16 protein-coding genes are annotated in these 16848 nt (G+C 63.2%); 6 read left to right on the top strand and 10 right to left on the bottom strand.

What is annotated here, in order from left to right:
* Window positions 1-14: 14 nt before the first annotated feature.
* Window positions 15-1268, bottom strand: a complete 1254-nt coding sequence (locus ACSSVQ_RS13130; RefSeq protein WP_454183720.1) for an aspartate kinase — start codon at window positions 1266-1268, stop codon at window positions 15-17.
* Window positions 1269-1598: 330 nt separating this feature from the next.
* Here ACSSVQ_RS13130 and ubiG point away from each other — a divergent pair, with 330 nt between their 5' ends.
* From ubiG to ACSSVQ_RS13115, 3 genes are all read left to right on the top strand, one after another.
* Window positions 1599-2369, top strand: a complete 771-nt coding sequence (gene ubiG, locus ACSSVQ_RS13125; protein WP_454183718.1) for a bifunctional 2-polyprenyl-6-hydroxyphenol methylase/3-demethylubiquinol 3-O-methyltransferase UbiG — start codon at window positions 1599-1601, stop codon at window positions 2367-2369.
* 74 nt (window positions 2370-2443) lie between these two features.
* Window positions 2444-2803 carry a c-type cytochrome gene (locus tag ACSSVQ_RS13120; RefSeq protein ID WP_454183717.1) on the top strand — a complete coding sequence of 120 codons (360 nt, stop codon included), beginning with the start codon at window positions 2444-2446 and terminating at the stop codon, window positions 2801-2803.
* Window positions 2800-4182, top strand: coding sequence for a D-arabinono-1,4-lactone oxidase (locus tag ACSSVQ_RS13115; protein WP_454183715.1), 1383 nt, complete (start codon window positions 2800-2802; stop codon window positions 4180-4182). Before ACSSVQ_RS13120 ends, ACSSVQ_RS13115 begins: the two co-directional genes overlap by 4 nt.
* Before the next feature lie 131 nt (window positions 4183-4313).
* On the opposite strand, the gene ACSSVQ_RS13110 is transcribed toward ACSSVQ_RS13115, so the two are convergent.
* The 4 genes from ACSSVQ_RS13110 to ACSSVQ_RS13095 are packed head-to-tail and all read right to left on the bottom strand — an operon-like array spanning window position 4314 to window position 6649.
* Window positions 4314-4742 carry a DUF1178 family protein gene (locus ACSSVQ_RS13110; RefSeq protein ID WP_454183713.1) on the bottom strand — a complete coding sequence of 143 codons (429 nt, stop codon included), beginning with the start codon at window positions 4740-4742 and terminating at the stop codon, window positions 4314-4316.
* Window positions 4739-5581: a carbon-nitrogen hydrolase family protein gene (locus ACSSVQ_RS13105; protein ID WP_454183711.1), complete on the bottom strand. Its 843-nt coding sequence runs from the start codon at window positions 5579-5581 to the stop codon at window positions 4739-4741. The genes ACSSVQ_RS13110 and ACSSVQ_RS13105 overlap by 4 nt, the downstream gene beginning before the upstream one ends.
* A gap of 6 nt (window positions 5582-5587) precedes the next feature.
* Window positions 5588-5845: a glutaredoxin 3 gene (grxC, locus tag ACSSVQ_RS13100; RefSeq protein WP_454183709.1), complete on the bottom strand. Its 258-nt coding sequence runs from the start codon at window positions 5843-5845 to the stop codon at window positions 5588-5590.
* A 30-nt stretch (window positions 5846-5875) separates the two neighbouring features.
* Window positions 5876-6649 (bottom strand): ComF family protein, encoded by a 774-nt coding sequence (locus ACSSVQ_RS13095; protein ID WP_454183707.1) that lies wholly within the window; start codon window positions 6647-6649, stop codon window positions 5876-5878.
* A gap of 84 nt (window positions 6650-6733) precedes the next feature.
* Between ACSSVQ_RS13095 and ACSSVQ_RS13090 the strand changes: the two genes are divergently transcribed.
* Window positions 6734-7681, top strand: a complete 948-nt coding sequence (locus ACSSVQ_RS13090) for a methyltransferase domain-containing protein (RefSeq protein ID WP_454183706.1) — start codon at window positions 6734-6736, stop codon at window positions 7679-7681.
* 4 nt (window positions 7682-7685) lie between these two features.
* On the opposite strand, the gene ACSSVQ_RS13085 is transcribed toward ACSSVQ_RS13090, so the two are convergent.
* From ACSSVQ_RS13085 to ACSSVQ_RS13070, 4 genes are all read right to left on the bottom strand, one after another.
* Window positions 7686-7865, bottom strand: coding sequence for a Flp family type IVb pilin (locus ACSSVQ_RS13085; RefSeq protein WP_454183705.1), 180 nt, complete (start codon window positions 7863-7865; stop codon window positions 7686-7688).
* 33 nt (window positions 7866-7898) lie between these two features.
* Window positions 7899-8309 carry an 8-oxo-dGTP diphosphatase MutT gene (mutT, locus tag ACSSVQ_RS13080; protein ID WP_293328856.1) on the bottom strand — a complete coding sequence of 137 codons (411 nt, stop codon included), beginning with the start codon at window positions 8307-8309 and terminating at the stop codon, window positions 7899-7901.
* Window positions 8310-8437: 128 nt separating this feature from the next.
* Window positions 8438-9922, bottom strand: coding sequence for a bifunctional glutamate N-acetyltransferase/amino-acid acetyltransferase ArgJ (gene argJ, locus ACSSVQ_RS13075; protein WP_454183702.1), 1485 nt, complete (start codon window positions 9920-9922; stop codon window positions 8438-8440).
* A gap of 106 nt (window positions 9923-10028) precedes the next feature.
* The gene (locus tag ACSSVQ_RS13070) at window positions 10029-10868 is read right to left on the bottom strand and encodes a peptidylprolyl isomerase (protein ID WP_454183700.1); all 840 of its coding nucleotides are present in this window, start codon (window positions 10866-10868) and stop codon (window positions 10029-10031) included.
* Window positions 10869-11323: 455 nt separating this feature from the next.
* Here ACSSVQ_RS13070 and secA point away from each other — a divergent pair, with 455 nt between their 5' ends.
* Complete coding sequence (gene secA, locus ACSSVQ_RS13065) at window positions 11324-14053, top strand: preprotein translocase subunit SecA (protein WP_454183698.1); 2730 nt, start codon at window positions 11324-11326, stop codon at window positions 14051-14053.
* 77 nt (window positions 14054-14130) lie between these two features.
* On the opposite strand, the gene ACSSVQ_RS13060 is transcribed toward secA, so the two are convergent.
* The gene (locus tag ACSSVQ_RS13060) at window positions 14131-15489 is read right to left on the bottom strand and encodes a spinster family MFS transporter (RefSeq protein ID WP_454183696.1); all 1359 of its coding nucleotides are present in this window, start codon (window positions 15487-15489) and stop codon (window positions 14131-14133) included.
* Window positions 15490-15653: 164 nt separating this feature from the next.
* Between ACSSVQ_RS13060 and ACSSVQ_RS13055 the strand changes: the two genes are divergently transcribed.
* Window positions 15654-16844 carry an epoxide hydrolase family protein gene (locus ACSSVQ_RS13055; protein WP_454183694.1) on the top strand — a complete coding sequence of 397 codons (1191 nt, stop codon included), beginning with the start codon at window positions 15654-15656 and terminating at the stop codon, window positions 16842-16844.
* The last annotated feature ends 4 nt before the right edge of the window (window positions 16845-16848 follow it).

Below are 16848 nucleotides of genomic sequence, written 5' to 3'. Positions count from 1 at the left end.
AGGGCGCGCCCCCCTTACTCGGAATCCAGCCCGTAGGCGGAGTGAAGGGCCCGCACCGCAAGCTCCGTATATTCGGCATCGATCAAGACGCTGATCTTGATCTCGGAGGTGGTGATCGCCTGAATGTTGATCCCCTTTTCCGAAAGCGTGCGGAACATGGCCTGGGCGACGCCCGCATGGCTTCGCATGCCGATACCGATGACCGACACTTTCACGACACCGGGATCGGTCCGCACCTGTTCGCAGCGGATACCGGAAATCACTTTATTGATGACCTCTTCCGCGCGCGGCAGTTCCGCCTGCGGCACGGTAAAGGTCATGTCGGTGCTGCGACCGTCATCCGACACGTTCTGGATAATCATGTCGACATTGATGGAGGCGTCGGCCAGCGGCCCGAAAATGCTCGCGGCAATTCCCGGCTTGTCCTCGACCTTGACGAGAGTGATCTTGGCTTCGTCCTTGGAATAGGCGATGCCGCTGACGACCTGCTGCTCCACGATTTCTTCCTCGTCGCAAACTAGAGTACCGGGAACGAAGTCTTCCCCCGCGAACTGCGGCGCATCGGGCGCGTCGAAGCTCGAACGCACCTGCAATCGCACCCGGTGAACCATGGCGAGCTCGACGGAACGTGTCTGTAGAACCTTGGCGCCCAAAGATGCCATCTCGAGCATCTCTTCGTAGCTGATTCTATCAAGCTTCCGTGCCTTCGCAACGATCCGCGGGTCGGTGGTATAGACACCGTCCACATCCGTATAAATGTCGCAGCGATCCGCCTTGATGGCCGCTGCGATGGCAACCGCGCTCGTATCCGAGCCGCCGCGCCCCAGCGTCGTGATCCGATTGTCGGGCCCAAGCCCCTGGAACCCGGCGATGACCGCGACCTGCCCTTGTTGCAGGCGCTCGACAAGCGGCCCGCCATCGATATCCGCGATACGCGCGGCGCCATGCGCCCCGTCGGTGCGGATCGGAATCTGCCAGCCGAGCCATGAACGGGCATGGACGCCCATCTTCTGCAGCGTGATCGACAAAAGGCCGACCGTCACCTGCTCGCCGGTGGCAACCACCGTGTCGTATTCGCGCGCATCGTGAAGCCGGTCGGCCTCGCGCGTCCATTCGACGAGCTGGTTCGTCGTCCCCGCCATTGCCGACACGACCACAGCCACCTCATGGCCATGATCCACCTCGCGCTTCACATGCGCGGCGACATTGGCAATCCGCTCCAGATCGGCAACCGATGTGCCGCCGAATTTCATGACCAGCCGGGCCATTCGCTCACCGAATTGCGGCCGACCCCCGGCCCGCCGCCCTGTTTGAAACTTGTCCTCATGCGTCCGCCGGGTCCGGTCCTGTCTTCACTGGACCCCGCCGCCCGGAACGCCCTATATCAGTCGCTTGTGGGTGACCTCTCGGCGAGACTGGCGGCCGGCCTCCTCAGGTTTCCGGACGACAGCTCTCGACCCGCTGAACGCGGCACATACATACTCGCATGGGCAATGGCCCGCAACCGGCGCAGAATGACGGCCACGCATAAGTTTCAGGCCAATCAGACGCTACGGCAGACGAAAAAAGCAGACAGCACGGCTGAAGGCGGATCGGACATGACAGCAACGGACAAGGCAGGCGCGGCGGCTTCGGACGCCTATACCAGCATCGACGAGGGAGAGATCGCCCGCTTTTCCGCCATCGCCGCGGAATGGTGGGCGCCGGAGGGCAAGTTCAAGCCGCTCCACAAATTCAACCCGGTAAGGCTGTCCTTCATCCGGGAGCGCGTCATCGCCCATTTCGGGCTCGCCGCCAAAAGTCCCAAGCCTTTCAAAGGGTTGCGATTTCTGGACATTGGCTGCGGCGGCGGCCTGCTCTCCGAGCCCATGGCCCGGCTCGGCGCGGACATCACGGGCGCGGATGCGGCGGAAAAGAACATCAAGACCGCCTCGGTCCATGCCATGGAACAGGACCTCGCCATCGACTATCGCTGCACCACGGCGGAAGAGCTGGCCGCGGCGGGCGAGCGCTTCGATGTCATCCTCAATATGGAAGTGATCGAACATGTCGCCGACCGCGACCGTTTTCTGGCGCATTGCGCCGAAATGCTGAAGCCGGGCGGGTTGATGTTTGTCGCCACACTCAACCGCACGTTGAAAGCCCATGCCCTGGCCATCGTCGGTGCCGAATATGTGCTGGGCTGGCTGCCGCGCGGCACGCATGACTGGAAGAAGTTCATCACCCTCGCCGAGATGGAACAGGGCCTGACCGGAGCCGGTCTCGATATCCTCGAATGGCAGGGTGTCAGCTACAATCCGCTGCTCGACCGCTGGTCCCTCGGCAAGGATACCGACGTCAATTACATGGCTCTCGCCACCAAAAAGTAGTTTTCGCTATAATTCTTGACGCAACCGCCCGTCTCGGCATGATCCCCCCCAACGGCATTTGAGGGGACATTTCGATGAAGATCAGTGCACAGGCAACGATCCTGCTGGGCGCTTTCCTGCTTCTTGCAGGCTGCGGCGAAGACAAGACGCCCGAACCGGTGAACCTCACCCAGCGGCAGGCGTCTCTCTATCAGGCGTCCTGCCATACCTGCCACACCGTGCCCGAAACGGGCGCGCCACAATCGCATGACCTCGCCGCCTGGAAACCGCGCGTGGCGCAGGGCGAAGACACGCTGCTCGATCACATTCTGAACGGCTTTAACGGCATGCCGCCGCTCGGCCAGTGCATCGAATGCTCGCGCGAGGACTTCATCGCGCTGACGCGTTTCATGGCGGCGCCCGCCCCGAAGGACACAGAGGAGACGAAACAATGAAATTCTCGCGCCGCCATTTCATGCTTCAGGCCGCGGGCGTCTCCGCGCTTGCCGCGACGGGCACCCTGCCGGGCACCATCACCCGCGCCTTCGCCGAGGCGAAGCAGGAAGCACTCCCCTGGCACAACTGGTCGGGCGGCCAAAGCTGCACGCCCGAACGCCGCGCCGCGCCCGCCAGTACGGAAGAACTGGCCAGCCTGCTGAAAACGGGCCCCGCGCCCTTGCGGGCTGTGGGCGCCGGACATTCCTTCTCGCCCATCGTTCCAACCCCCGGCACGATCTTCTCCCTCGACCGGATGAGCGGCGTCATCGGCAGCGATCCCAGCACCGACGAAGCCGCCGTCATGGGCGGCACGCGCCTCGGCGCACTGGGCGCGAGCCTTGCCGAGCGCGGCCTTGCCCTCAACAACATGCCCGACATCAACAAGCAGACCATCGCGGGCGCCATTTCCACCTCCACGCATGGCTCCGGCGCCAATATCGGCTCGCTCTCGACCTTCGTGTCGGGCCTGCGTCTGATGACGGCCGACGGCGAAACCATCGACTGCGACGCCGACAACAATGCGGACCTCTTTCAGGCCGCCCGCGTCTCCATCGGCGCGCTTGGCGTCATCACCCAGGTGAAGCTGAAGGCCCGCCCGCTCTACAAGCTCAAGCGCCGCACCTGGGTCATGCCCATCGACGACATGCTGGAGGAAGCGCCGAAGCTCTGGCGCGAGAACCACATCTTCGAATTCTATTACATCCCCTTCTCCGGCATGGCGCTCGGCATTTCCAACAACATCACCGACGAGCCGGAAACGCCGGTCCCGCCGCAAACCGACGACGACTCGCTTGAAGAACTGAAAATGCTGGAAGAGTGGCTGGGCTGGGCGCCGTCCGCCCGGCGCTGGATCCTGCAGAAGCTCCTCGGCGACATCGAACCCGAAGAGCGCGTGGACTATTCCCACAAGACGCTCTCCACCGAGCGCGGCGTGCGCTTCAACGAAATGGAATATCACCTGCCCCGCGAAAAGGGACCGGAGACGCTTCGCAAGATCATCCGCAAGATCGAGGACAACAATCTGGAAGTCTTCTTCCCGATCGAGTTCCGCACCGTCGCCGCGGACGACATCTGGCTGTCGCCCTTCCATGAGCGCGAAAGCGCCTCCATCGCGGTGCATCGCTACTACAAGGAAGACTACAAACCCTATTTCGCAGCGATCGAGCCGATCCATCGCGCCGCCGGCGGGCGTCCGCATTGGGGCAAGCTCAACACGCTGACGGGAGCGGATTTCGCAAAGCTCTATCCCCGCTGGGAAGACTTCAAGCGCATCCGCAACGAGCTGGACCCCAAGGGCCGGCTTCTGAACGATTATCTGAAGGGGCTGTTCGCCTAGACCGTTTCAGGTCCGGCCGCTCCGTCATTGCGAGCAAAGCGAAACAATCCAGAGCCGCGCACTCAGAGCTGGATTGCTTCGTCGCTCTGCTCCTCGCAATGACGACGCAAATTCAATCCGGCAGTAAATGCCTAATTGGCCTTATCGCGCGGCAGGGTCGGCAGGGGAGCGAGTTCGACGCCCTCCTCGATCAGCTCTTCGGCCTCTTCGAGCGTCGTTTCGCCGTAAATGTCGCGATGCCCGGTTTCGCCATAGTGAATGCGGCGGGCCTCTTCGGCGAACTCGTCGCCGACATAGTCGAAATTCTGTTCCACATGGCGGCGCAGCGCCGTCATGAGCTGCGAGACCCGTTCCACCGCTTCCGCCTGCGCATCGCTCGTCACCTTCGGCGCACCGCTTTTGGCGATGGCCGGCACCATCAGCGCGCGGCGCACCTTCTTGCTGTTGCAGACGGGACAACGCACATCGCCCGCCGCCGCCTGTTCCTCGAAACCGGCAGACGAGGAAAACCAGCCGTCGAATTCATGCCCCTTGGTGCAGACCAGTGCGTAATGGATCATGCGCCCGGCTCCGACAGATGCCAGTCGCGATCATGTATCAGGCTCGGCACGGCCTGCCGCGCTGCCTGAACGGCCGCAAGATCGATCTCGAATGTCGTCACGCCCGGCTCCTCACCGTCGATCTCGGCGACGATCTCGCCCCAGGGCGCGACCGCCAGGCTGTGGCCATAGGTTTCGCGCCCGCATTCATGCACGCCGCCCTGCGCGGGCGCGAGCACATAACATCCCGTCTCGATCGCCCGGGCCCGCAGCAGCACATGCCAGTGCGCCGCACCGGTCTTGCGCGTGAAAGCGGCGGGTATGGTCAGAATATCCGCCCCCGCCCTGGCAAGCGCCCGATAGAGATGCGGAAAGCGCAGATCGTAGCAGACGGTAAGGCCGATCCGCCCCAGCGGCGTATCGGCGCAGACGGCCCGCTCACCCGGCTCGTAATTCTTGCTCTCGCGATAGCTTTCGCCGCCCGCGAGATCGACATCGAACATGTGGATCTTGTCGTAATGCGCGGCCACTTCTCCATCCGGCCCGATGAGATAGGAGCGGTTGGCGATCTTGTCGTCGCTCACCTTGATCGGCAGCGACCCGACAACCAGCCAGATCCCCTGCTCCTCCGCCAGCGCGCGGAACATGGGCAGGGACTCATTGTCGGGCTCGGTCTTCGCCTTGGCAAAAAGATCGCGGGATCGCGTTTCCAGCATCGACGTCATTTCTGGCGTCACGACGAGTTTCGCACCGGCCGCCGCCGCGTCGCCGACAAGGCGGCGCGCCTCGGCCAGATTCGCTTCCGGGTCGCGCCCGCTGCGCATCTGAACCAGGCCTGCGGTGAATGTCGTCTCGCTCATCTTTTCTCAGGCAGACAGCAGGGGATCGAGCTTGCCTGCCTGCTCCAATGCAAAGAGATCGTCGCAGCCGCCGACATGCCGTTCGCCAATGAAAATTTGCGGTACCGTGTGGCCGCCATTCGCCCGCTGCATCATTTCGCGGCGCTTGTCGGAATCCATGCCGACATCGATCTCGGTATAGGAAACGCCCTTTTTGCCGAGCAGCGCCTTCGCCCGGTGGCAATAGGGGCAAAGCATGGTCGTATAGATCGTCACATCCGCCATCTGCGGAACTCCTTCAAAACAAACTCTTATTCATATAATCGCGCCCTCGCCGGTCACAACCCGCGCCAGCGCGAGCACACGGACCTCCGCCGCGCCGGCCCCGGTCAGCGCCTTTGCACAGGCCTCGACGGTCGATCCGGAGGTGATGACATCGTCTACAACTACCACACAGCGCCCCTGAAGGCCCGCCCGGCGCGCCTCGGCGACCTTGAAGGCCCCTCTGAGATTGCGCCGTCTGGCCTCGCCCGAGAGCCCGACCTGCGGCCTTGTCGCCCGGATGCGCAGCAGCGTTTGTCCCTCGAAAGGCACGCCGGACAGCCGGCCGATCCACCGCGCCAGTTCCGCCGACTGGTTGAACCGGCGCGAAAAGAGCCGCGCCCTGTGGAGCGGCACGGGCAGGATGAGGTCCGCCCCGTCCAGCATCTCCGCCCCCGCCCGCATCATCCATCGGGCAAAAGCGGGCGCCCCTTCCAGGCGGTCGCCATATTTAAAGCGGGAAATCAGCAACCGGCTCAGATCGTTATATTGCATTACCGCCCTCGCCGCGCGATAGGCCGGCGGATGGGCGAGCGCTACCGCGCTTACCATTTCCCCGTCCGGCCGATGCGATCCGCCGGGCTGATAGGCGAAGGGAAGCCCCGTGACCCGGCACCGCGGCTCCTCGATGAACGCCGCCTCCCCCCAGCATTCGCCGCACAAGGTGCCGTGCTCGGCCACACCCTGCCCGCAGGCAAGGCAAACGGGCGGCAGCAGAAAATCGGCAAGACGTGAGAGCCCCGTCACGGCCGGGGTGGCAATCGGCATGAGGCAAGGTTAGCCGAGGCCCGGGGGCCTGCGAAGCGCGAACATGCCTTGCAGCCACGCCCGGCCCGACACAATATGCCGGCCATGAACGATACTGTGACGAACACCGGCGCCGGGCACCGCATTTTCGACCGCGCCGGCCTCAGACGCCACCGCGACCGCGCCGCCGGAAATTTTACCGGCTACGACTTTCTCCTCACCCGGACGATGGAGGAAGTGAGCGAACGCCTGCTCCACACCAACCGGACCTTTCCGCTAGCGCTCGATCTCGGCAGCCATGACGGCGCGCTGGGCCGGGCAGTGCTTCCGCCGGAAAAGATCGGCGGCATCGTCTCCGCCGACCTGTCGCTTGCCATGGTGAAGGAAGCCCCCGGCGCCCGTCTCGTCGCCGATGAGGAGTTTCTGCCCTTTGCAGGCGAAACCTTCGATCTCGCCACCAGCATTCTCTCGCTGCACTGGGTGAACGACCTGCCCGGCGCACTCATCCAGCTGCGCCGCGCGCTGAAACCCGACGGCTTGTTCATCGGCGCTTTTTTCGGCGGGGAGACGCTGACCGAATTGCGCCAGTCCCTGGCTGATGCGGAAATCGAAATCGAGGGCGGCCTCTCGCCGCGCGTCTCGCCTTTCGCCGATCTGCGCGATGTGGGAGGACTGCTGCAACGCGCGGGCTTTGCCCTGCCGGTCGTCGATTCCGACCGCGTGACCGTGCGCTATGACAATGCGCTGAAGCTGATGGCCGATCTGCGCGGCATGGGCGAAACAAATGCACTGGCGGAGCGCCGCCGCCAGCCGATGAAGCGGCGCACGCTGTTTCGCGCCGCCGAAATCTATGCGGAGAAATTCGGCCTGCCCGACGGGCGCATCCCCGCCACCTTCGAAATCGTGACGGCGACGGGCTGGGCGCCGCATGAAAACCAGCAGCAACCGCTCCGGCCCGGCAGCGCCACGCACAGCATGGCCGAGGCGCTCGGTACGAAAGAACAGACGGCGGGCGAGAAGGCCCCGTTCGGAAACCCGCCCGGAAAGAAGTGACGCGTCAGCCGGCCACCGCGTCGGCGATACGCTGGAAGAGATCGACCATCACGGTACCGCCCAGCGTATAGACCGTCGATGAAATCGCCGCCGCGATCAGGCTGGCGATCAACGCATATTCGATCGCCGTCGCCCCGCCATCATCGCACCCGAAACGCGCAAAAAACTTCGTCAGCCTGCCCATCGCTCACCCCACCTCTTCAGGCGCCGGCGAAGCTCACATGAGCAGGTCGCGCAGCGCCGCCACCAGCGGTTCATCCGCCGGCGGCATTGGATAATCCCGCATCCGGTTCGGCCTGACCCAGTTGAGCTCCTGCCCTTCCAGCGGCTGAACCCTGCCCTCCCAGCGCCGGCATACGTAAAGCGGCATCAGAAGGTGAAACGTCTCATAGGCATGGCTCGCAAAGGAAAGCGGCGCGAGACAGGCCTCCGTCACATCGATACCCAGTTCCTCCTGCAATTCCCGGATCAGCGAAGCTTCGGGCGTTTCACCCGCCTCCACCTTGCCGCCCGGGAACTCCCAGAGGCCCGCCATGGGCTTGCCTTCCGGCCGCTTGGCCATCAGCACCCGCCCATCGGCATCGACCAGCGCGCAAGCGGCCACGAGCACAATCTTCGTTTCGCTCATGCGTTCACGCGCTCCTCATATCATCGGGAAACGGAGTTAATTTCAGACACACGGACCGGCCGGAACCCGGCAAAACCGCGATCAGGGTAAATGCCGGGTTAAGCATGCCGCACCCCACCTGCGGGGTCCTAGCTGCGATAATCCGCATTGATGCTGATATATTGATGCGTCAGATCGCATGTCCACACCGTGGCCGTTGCCTTGCCAATACCAACATCGACGGCAATGTCGATCTCCTGCCCCTTCATGTGCCGGGCCACAGGCGCCTCGTCGAAATCGGGCACGGCCTGACCGTTCTTGGCCACGTCGACACCGCCGATCCGGATCACCAGCTTGTCCCGGTCGGCGGCCTCGCCAGACTTGCCGACCGCCATCACGATGCGCCCCCAATTGGCGTCCTCGCCCGCGACCGCCGTTTTCACCAGCGGCGAATTGGCGATCGCCATGGCAATGCGCCGCGCCGCCTGATGGCTCTCCGCGCCGGTCACCGTGACCTGGACGAATTTCGTGGCGCCCTCGCCATCCCTCACCACCTGATGCGCGAGATCGAGCATCAGCTCGTGCAGCGCCCGTCGGAATTCCCGCAATTTGGGATCGCCCGCCCGACGGACCGGCGTGGCATCCTTCATCGCGGTGCCGGTGGCAAACAGCATCACGCTGTCGCTGGTCGAGGTGTCGCTGTCGACCGTAATGGCGTTGAAGCTGTCGCGCGTTCCGAGCATCAACAGCGTCTGCAGCGTTTCGCGCGACAGCGCCGCATCGGTGAAGATGAAGACGAGCATGGTCGCCAGGTCCGGCGCGATCATGCCCGAGCCCTTGGCGATGCCGTTGATGGTCACCTCCGCATCGCCCACCTTGCAGCGCCGGGTGGCAAGCTTCGGATAGGTATCGGTGGTCATGATGGCGCGCGCGGCGGCATCCCAATTGTCGGGGCGCGCATCGTTGAGCGCGGTCTCGATACCGGCCACCACGGGCGCGGGGTCCATCGGAACGCCGATCACGCCGGTGGAGGCGATAAAGACATCCCTCTGCCGGCAATTGCCCGCATTGGCGGCGGCCGCCGCCGTCGCCTTCACCGTCTGGACGCCGGCCTTGCCGGTAAAGGCGTTGGAATTGCCGGAATTGACGACAAGCATCCGCCCGAGACCGCCATCCTCAAGATTGCCCCGGCACCAGTCCACCGGCGCGGACGCCGTCTTGGAGGTCGTAAAGACACCCGCGGCCTGCGTCCCGTCCGTCATGCGCACGACCAGAAGATCGGTCCGGTTCTTGTATTTGATCCCCGCCGCCACGGTCCCGAGCTCCACGCCCTCGATCGGCGGGAGCGCCGGATAGCTCTTGGGCGCAAGCGGGGAAACGGCAGGCGCTTCCTTCTTCTTGGCGGCGGCGGTCTTGCTCTTCGCCTTGGGCGCGGGCTTTTTCTTGACGGGCTTCTTCTTTGCGACCGGCGCGGCCGCGGTCGCCTTGACGGTCTTGCGCGTCGCCCGGGTCTGCTTGGCCCGGCTGTGAGGCTTTGCCTTCACGCGCGGCTTGGCTTTCGCCTTGCCGCTGACCTTCTTGCGGGGTTTGACAGAAGTTTTCGTGCCGCTCCGGCTGGTCGTCTTCACTGTCATGTGCCGTCTGCCCCTCGTCGCGCCGCTATCCGTGTCGGATCGCTGCTGTCCTGCCGCCCGTCGCCGGGCGCGCTTCGATTCGAACTATCGTTTCTATCTACAGCAATCAGGGCGCATCCGGAACAATCTGCGGCTGGGAAGGATTGGCCCGGACCTCACCGCCATTCGCGCCGACGATTTCGATATCGGCCTTGGCCCGCATCTCCTTCATGAGCTTCTGGCCTTCCTCCTGCGCCAGACCGCGAATGACGTCCTGCCGGGCTTCCTTGAGCGTGGGCTTCTTCACGTCGCGCATCTCCAAAAGCTTGATCACATGCCAGCCGAACTGGGTCTTGACCGGATCGGAAACCTCGCCGGGCTTCATCTTGAACACCGCATCGCCGAAGGCGGGCACGACATCGCCCTTCTTGAACCAGCCGAGATCGCCGCCATTGCCCGCGCTGGGGCCCTTGGAGAATTCCTTGGCGACATCCTTGAAGCTCTTGCCGCTCTTCAGCTCGGCTTCAACCTTCTGCGCCTCTTCCTTGCTGGGCACGAGAATATGCTCCGCATGCGCTTCCTGCTGGGCGGGGGCGTCGGCGATATTCTTCTGGTAATAGGCCTCGATCGCCTTTTCGGTGATCCGGTCCTGCATCAGCTGCAACCAGTAGAAATCACGCAGCGCCTTCTCCTTCGCATATTCGATCCGCCGTTTGGCGCCCGGATCGTCGGCCACATGCTTCTTGCGGGCCGTCTCGGCGACCACCTTGCGGTCGATCAGCGCGCTGAGCAGATACTGAAAGCGCATCTTCTCCGAAACGCCCTGAAGCGACGATCCCATCTCCTCGTCGGCCAGCGCCACATCGGCATAGGTGATCGGGCTGCCATTCACCTTCGCAATGACGTCGGTGGGTTCGGGCGCCTGCCCGGCGCCGGGTGCGGGGACCGCGGCGGGCTCGGCCGCCATGGCATGCCCGCCCGAAAGGAGGAGGGACACACTCAGCGCGGAAGCGGCGAGAGCAACGGGAATAGTGCGAAAGGCAAACATGACAGGACTTTCATATTTCGGGATGTGCGGCGCGGGCCCTGCGTCCGGATGGCGACCGACCCGCGTAAAAACAGGAATCTGCGGCCGAAAAGGGCCCGAATTGTGACAATTCGCCCGCCTGCCGGGCGTGGGGCGCGATCATGGACCGCACCCCATGCGCGCACAAGGAGGTTTGTGGGGCCGACACCTCCCGCCGAGCCCCCGCCGTTACATTGACAAGAAATTGAGGCCCCCTTACATCTCCCTTGGCTTTCTGCCTTGGAAGGGGATCTGGGCTCCGGGGCAAGGTAAGGGCCTTGAGGGCCTGGCCGCCGGAAAGCCTATCCCGCATGCCCGGCCGCAATCGATGGCACAGCGCAAGAGGATTTGACCTGATGGCTAGCTTTGGCGCTTTCGCCAAGCGATTTTTCGGCTCGCAGAACGACCGCAAGATCAAGCGTTACCGGACCGATGTCGAGGCGATCAACGCCCTCGAACCGGAAATGGAGGCCCTGAGCGACGAGGAGCTCAAGGGCAAGACGGCGGAATTCCGTGCGCGCCTCGCCGACGGTGCCACGACGGACGATATTCGCGACGAAGCATTCGCCGTTGTCCGCGAGGCCGCCAAGCGCGTCCTCGGCCAGCGCCATTACGATGTGCAGCTCATCGGCGGCATGGTGCTTCATGACGGCAAGATCGCCGAAATGAAGACCGGCGAAGGCAAGACGCTGGTTTCCACACTCGCCGTCTACCTGAACGCGCTGCCCGGCAAGGGCGTCCATGTGGTGACCGTGAACGACTACCTGGCCAAGCGCGACGCGGCCTGGATGGGCGAGATCTACAGTTTCCTCGGCATGGAAACCGGCGTCATCCTGCATGGCATGAATGACGACGAGCGCCGCGAGGCCTATGCCGCCGACATCACCTACGCCACCAATAACGAACTCGGCTTCGACTATCTTCGCGACAATATGAAGTATCAGCTCGAAGCCATGGTGCAGCGCGCCCACCCCTTCGCCATCATCGACGAAGTGGACTCCATCCTCATCGACGAGGCGCGCACGCCGCTCATCATCTCCGGTCCGCTGGACGACAAGTCCGACCTCTACCTCAAGATCGACGAAATCATTCCCGAACTCGTCGAGGAAGACTACGAACTCGACGAGAAGCAGCGCACCGTCACCCTCACCGAAGAGGGCAACGAACACGCCGAGGCCATTCTGCTCGAGCGCGGCATTCTCGAGGAAGGCTCGCTCTACGACATCGAGAACATCTCGATCGTCCATCACGTCAACAATGCGCTGCGCGCCCACAAGCTGTTCCTGCGCGACCGCGACTACATCGTCAAAGGCGGCAAGGTCGTCATCATCGACGAGTTCACCGGCCGCATGATGGAAGGCCGGCGCTATTCCGACGGCCTGCATCAGGCGCTGGAAGCCAAGGAGCGCCAGCCGATCCAGCCGGAAAACCAGACGCTGGCCTCCATCACCTTCCAGAATTACTTCCGCATGTACGAGAAGCTGGGCGGCATGACCGGCACGGCGCTGACGGAAGCCGACGAATTCCTCGATATTTACGGCCTCGAGGTGCTGGAGGTTCCGACCAACAAACCGATCGCGCGTATCGACGAGGATGACGAGGTCTACCGGACGGCGAAGGAAAAATACGACGCCATCGTCGACGAAATCGTCGAATGCCAGAAGAAGGGCCAGCCCGTTCTGGTCGGTACGGTCTCCATCGAGAAATCGGAAACGCTTTCCGCCGAAATGAAGCGCCGCAAGGTGAAGCACAACGTGCTGAACGCGCGCTATCACGAGCAGGAAGCCCATATCATCGCGCAGGCCGGTGTGCCCGGCGCCGTCACCATCGCCACCAACATGGCCGGCCGCGGCACCGACATCCAGCTCGGCGGCAATCTCGACATGCGCATCGACGACGAGACGGTGGGCATCGAGGACGAAGCCGCCTACAAGGCCAAGGTCGAAGAGATCAAGGCGGACATCGCGAAGAAGAAGGAAACGGCGCTTGCCGCGGGCGGCCTTTATGTCGTCGGCACGGAGCGCCATGAAAGCCGCCGCATCGACAACCAGCTGCGCGGACGTTCCGGCCGTCAGGGCGACCCCGGCCGCTCGAAATTCTATCTTTCCCTCGAAGACGACCTGATGCGCATCTTCGGCACCGACCGCATGGACGGCATGCTGCAGAAGCTGGGTCTGGAAGAGGGCGAGGCGATCATCCACCCCTGGATCAACAAGGCGCTTGAAAAGGCCCAGTCCAAGGTGGAAGCCCGCAACTTCGACATCCGTAAGAACCTGCTGAAGTTCGACAACGTCATGAACGATCAGCGCAAGGTCATCTTCGACCAGCGCATCGAACTCATGCGGGAGAAGGACCTCAACGAAACCGTCAGCGATATGCGCCGTCAGGTGATCGACGACGTGGTGGCGCGCTGCATTCCGGAAAAGGCCTATGCCGAGGAATGGGATATCGCGACGCTCAAGCAGGAAGTGTCGGACACGCTCGGCCTCGACCTGCCCATCGACGCATGGGCGGAGGAAGAAGGCATCGCGAACGAGGAAATCCGCGAGCGCCTTTATCGCGCCGCCGACGAATCCATGGCCGGCAAGGCCGCGCAGGTCGGACCCGACCTCATGCGGCAGGTCGAAAAGGCCGTCGTGCTCCAGACCCTGGATCATCACTGGCGCGACCATCTGCTGATGCTCGACCATCTGCGTCAGGCCGTCGGCCTGCGCGGCTACGCGCAGCGCGATCCGCTGAACGAGTACAAGGCCGAGGCCTTCGAGCTGTTCGACAACCTCCTCACCAATCTTCGTGTGGATGTGACGCGCCAGATCAGCACGGCCCAGTTCGTGGCCGAGGACCAGGCGCCGCGTATCGAGGACGAGCAGCTTCCCGAGATGCATGCGCATCATCAGGACCTGACCACCGGCCAGGACGAAATGGAAGGCGGCGATCTCGCAACGCTTCAGCGCACCGTCCGCAACGATCCGGGCGTCGCGGTGGACCCCAACGACCCGACCACATGGGGCAAGGTCTCGCGCAACGCCCCCTGCCCCTGCGGCTCGGGCAAGAAATACAAACACTGCCACGGTGCGCTCGGCTAAGACGGACGCCCCGGACGGAATAAAAAACGCCCGCCCTCGAAAGAGAGCGGGCGTTTCTTTTTCAACGGCAACCTTTGTCAGGCGGCGGCATGTGCCTTTTTCAGCTTTGCCACGTCCTGCTCATAGGTCAGGCCGGCCCAGTAGTAGTGCACCGCCGCCCAGACGCCGAGGAAGCTCGTGATCAGCAGCGACCAGCGCAGGCTCTCCACACCGAAATAGGGCTCCAGCTGATCGGAGAGGAACCCGACCGTCAGCGGACCGAAGCCCAGCGCAATGAAGTTGAGCACGAAGAGCATCACGGCGGAGGCCAGCGAGCGCATGTGAAGCGGCGTCAGGCTCTGGATCATGGCGAAGCTCGGGCCGAGATAGAACGCACCCAGCAGCATCGACACGACATAGACCGGCACCATGATGTCGAGATTGGACGAGCTGTAGAACACGATGAAGAGCGGCATGCCGACAATCTTGGCGACCGCGATCACCCATGCGTTCCAGCGCATATCCTTGCGCGACAGCCGGTCGGCCAGGAAACCGCCGATCAGGGCGCCGATGCCGCCGACTAAACCCGCCGTCAGACCGAAGATAAGACCGATCTGCTGCTCGCCGAGCCCAAGGCTGCGGCGGAAGAAGGACGGTCCGAAAATCAGTCCGCCATAGCCGACGAAGGACACGAGCGTGAGGCCGATAATGATGTGCCGCGCCGACCGCGTATGCCAGAGATGCACAAAGACCTGCCACAGATTGCCGGCATAGCGCTTCGTCTGGGCGAACAGGCTTCCCTTCTGCCTTTCCTCCACGACATGCGTGAGGCCGTCGACCTGGCCGCGAACGGGCTCCTGGATGGTAAAGCGCACCAGCGCCGCAATGATGAGCCCCGGCAGACCGACCACGAAAAAGGTTTCACGCCAGCCATAATGCTGCACCACATAACCGCCGAGGATCAGACCGATCATCGCCCCGGCATAAACGCCGACCGAATAGAAGGACATGGCGGTGGAGCGCTGCGCTTCCGGATAAAGGTCGGCGATCATCGAATGGGAAGGCGGGCTCGATCCGGCCTCGCCGATGCCGACGCCGATACGCGCCGCCAGCAGATGGGAGAAGCTGCCCGCCACGCCGCAGGCCGCCGTCATGCCCGACCAGATGGTGACGGCCAGCGCGACAATGTTGCGGCGGTTTCCGCGATCCGCCCACATGGCGATGGGAACGCCGAGCGTAGCGTAAAAAAGCGCGAAGACGAGCCCCCCCATCAGGCCGAGCATCGTGTCGCTCACATCGAAAGCCGCCTTGATGGAAGGCATGAGGATATTGACGATGCCGCGATCCACATGGCTCGACGTATAGGCGAGCGTCAGGATGATGAGTGCGTAATGTTTTGAAAGCCCCCCGGCGCGCGCTGCCGTTGCGGGCGCGGCCTTGACCGACTGCTCAGCCATATTTTCTCCCCGGAAATGTATTTTTGTTTCTTGACCATCACATTAGAGAGGCCCCAACGCTGCGGCAATCTTTGCTGCAGGCTTCGCCGCTTGCGGCACCCCGCAGCGCTGCCATAATCGGCGCGCCGACAGAAGCAAAACGACAAAGGCATAAGGGAGAAATCATGGGCGCGCCGCAACCCTTCACCATCGACATTCCGCAAGCCGGAATAGACGCCATCATGGAGCGCGTGCGCGCCTATGAGTGGCACGAGATGCCAGCCATCGAAGAAGGCGGCGATCGCTGGGCCTATGGCACGGACATGGCCTATATGCGTGAACTATGCACCTATTGGCTGAACGATTATGACTGGCGCGCGGCGGAAAAACGCCTGAACGCCTTTCCCCAGTTCATCGCCAATGTCGACGGCCTCGATATCCACTTCGTTCACGTGAAAGGCTCGGGCAGCTCGCCGGAGACGCTTCTTCTCACCCATGGCTGGCCGGGCTCCATCTTCGAATTCTATGACGTCATCGAACCGCTCGCGCATCCGGAGAAATTCGGCGGCAATGCGGAAGACGGCATCAACCTCGTCATCCCCTCGCTCCCCGGCTATGCCTTTTCCGGCAAGCCCGCAAAACCCATGGGACCGCGCGCGACCGCCGCGCTGTGGGACAAGCTGATGCGCGACGTGCTGGGTTACGACAGCTACATCGCCCAAGGCGGCGACTGGGGCTCGGTCGTCACCGGCTGGATCGGCTATGAGCACGGAACCGACAAGCAGGGCGGCTGCAAGGCCATCCACATCAATATGAACGGGCTTCGCGTTCCCGCCCTCCCCGAAACGGACGAGGAAAAGGCTTGGGCGGAAGCCGCCGGCGCGGCCTTCGGCATGGACGGCGCCTATATGCAGATTCAGATGACGAAGCCGCTGACGCTCTCCTACGCCATGATGGACAGCCCCGTCGGCGCGGCGGCGTGGATCGTCGAGAAGTTCCACTCCTGGTCGGATCGAACCCATGGCGACGTACCCGGCCACCTGGAAAACGCCTTCTCCAAGGATGCGATGCTGACCGACATCATGCTTTATCTGGTGACGCGCAGTTTCGGCAGCGCCATCTGGTTTTATCGCGGCATGATGGAAGAAGGCGGCGTCAACATGGCGCCGGGCACGAAGGTCGAAATCCCGACCGGCATGGCGAAGTTCCCGCAGGAAGCGACCGCCTATTGCATCGGCCCGCGCAGCTATATGGAAAAGGGCTTCAACATCGTGCACTGGTCCGAGCCAGGGCGCGGCGGCCACTTCGCCGCCTGGGAAACGGGGCGCATTTTCGCCGATGAAGTGATGAGCTTCGTGAAAAAGATCAAAGGCTGAAACG

The organism is Parvibaculum sp. MBR-TMA-1.3b-4.2 (assembly GCF_053628815.1).
The sequence above is the reverse complement of the archived record's forward strand: the minus strand, read 5'-3'. Positions and strand labels throughout refer to the sequence as shown.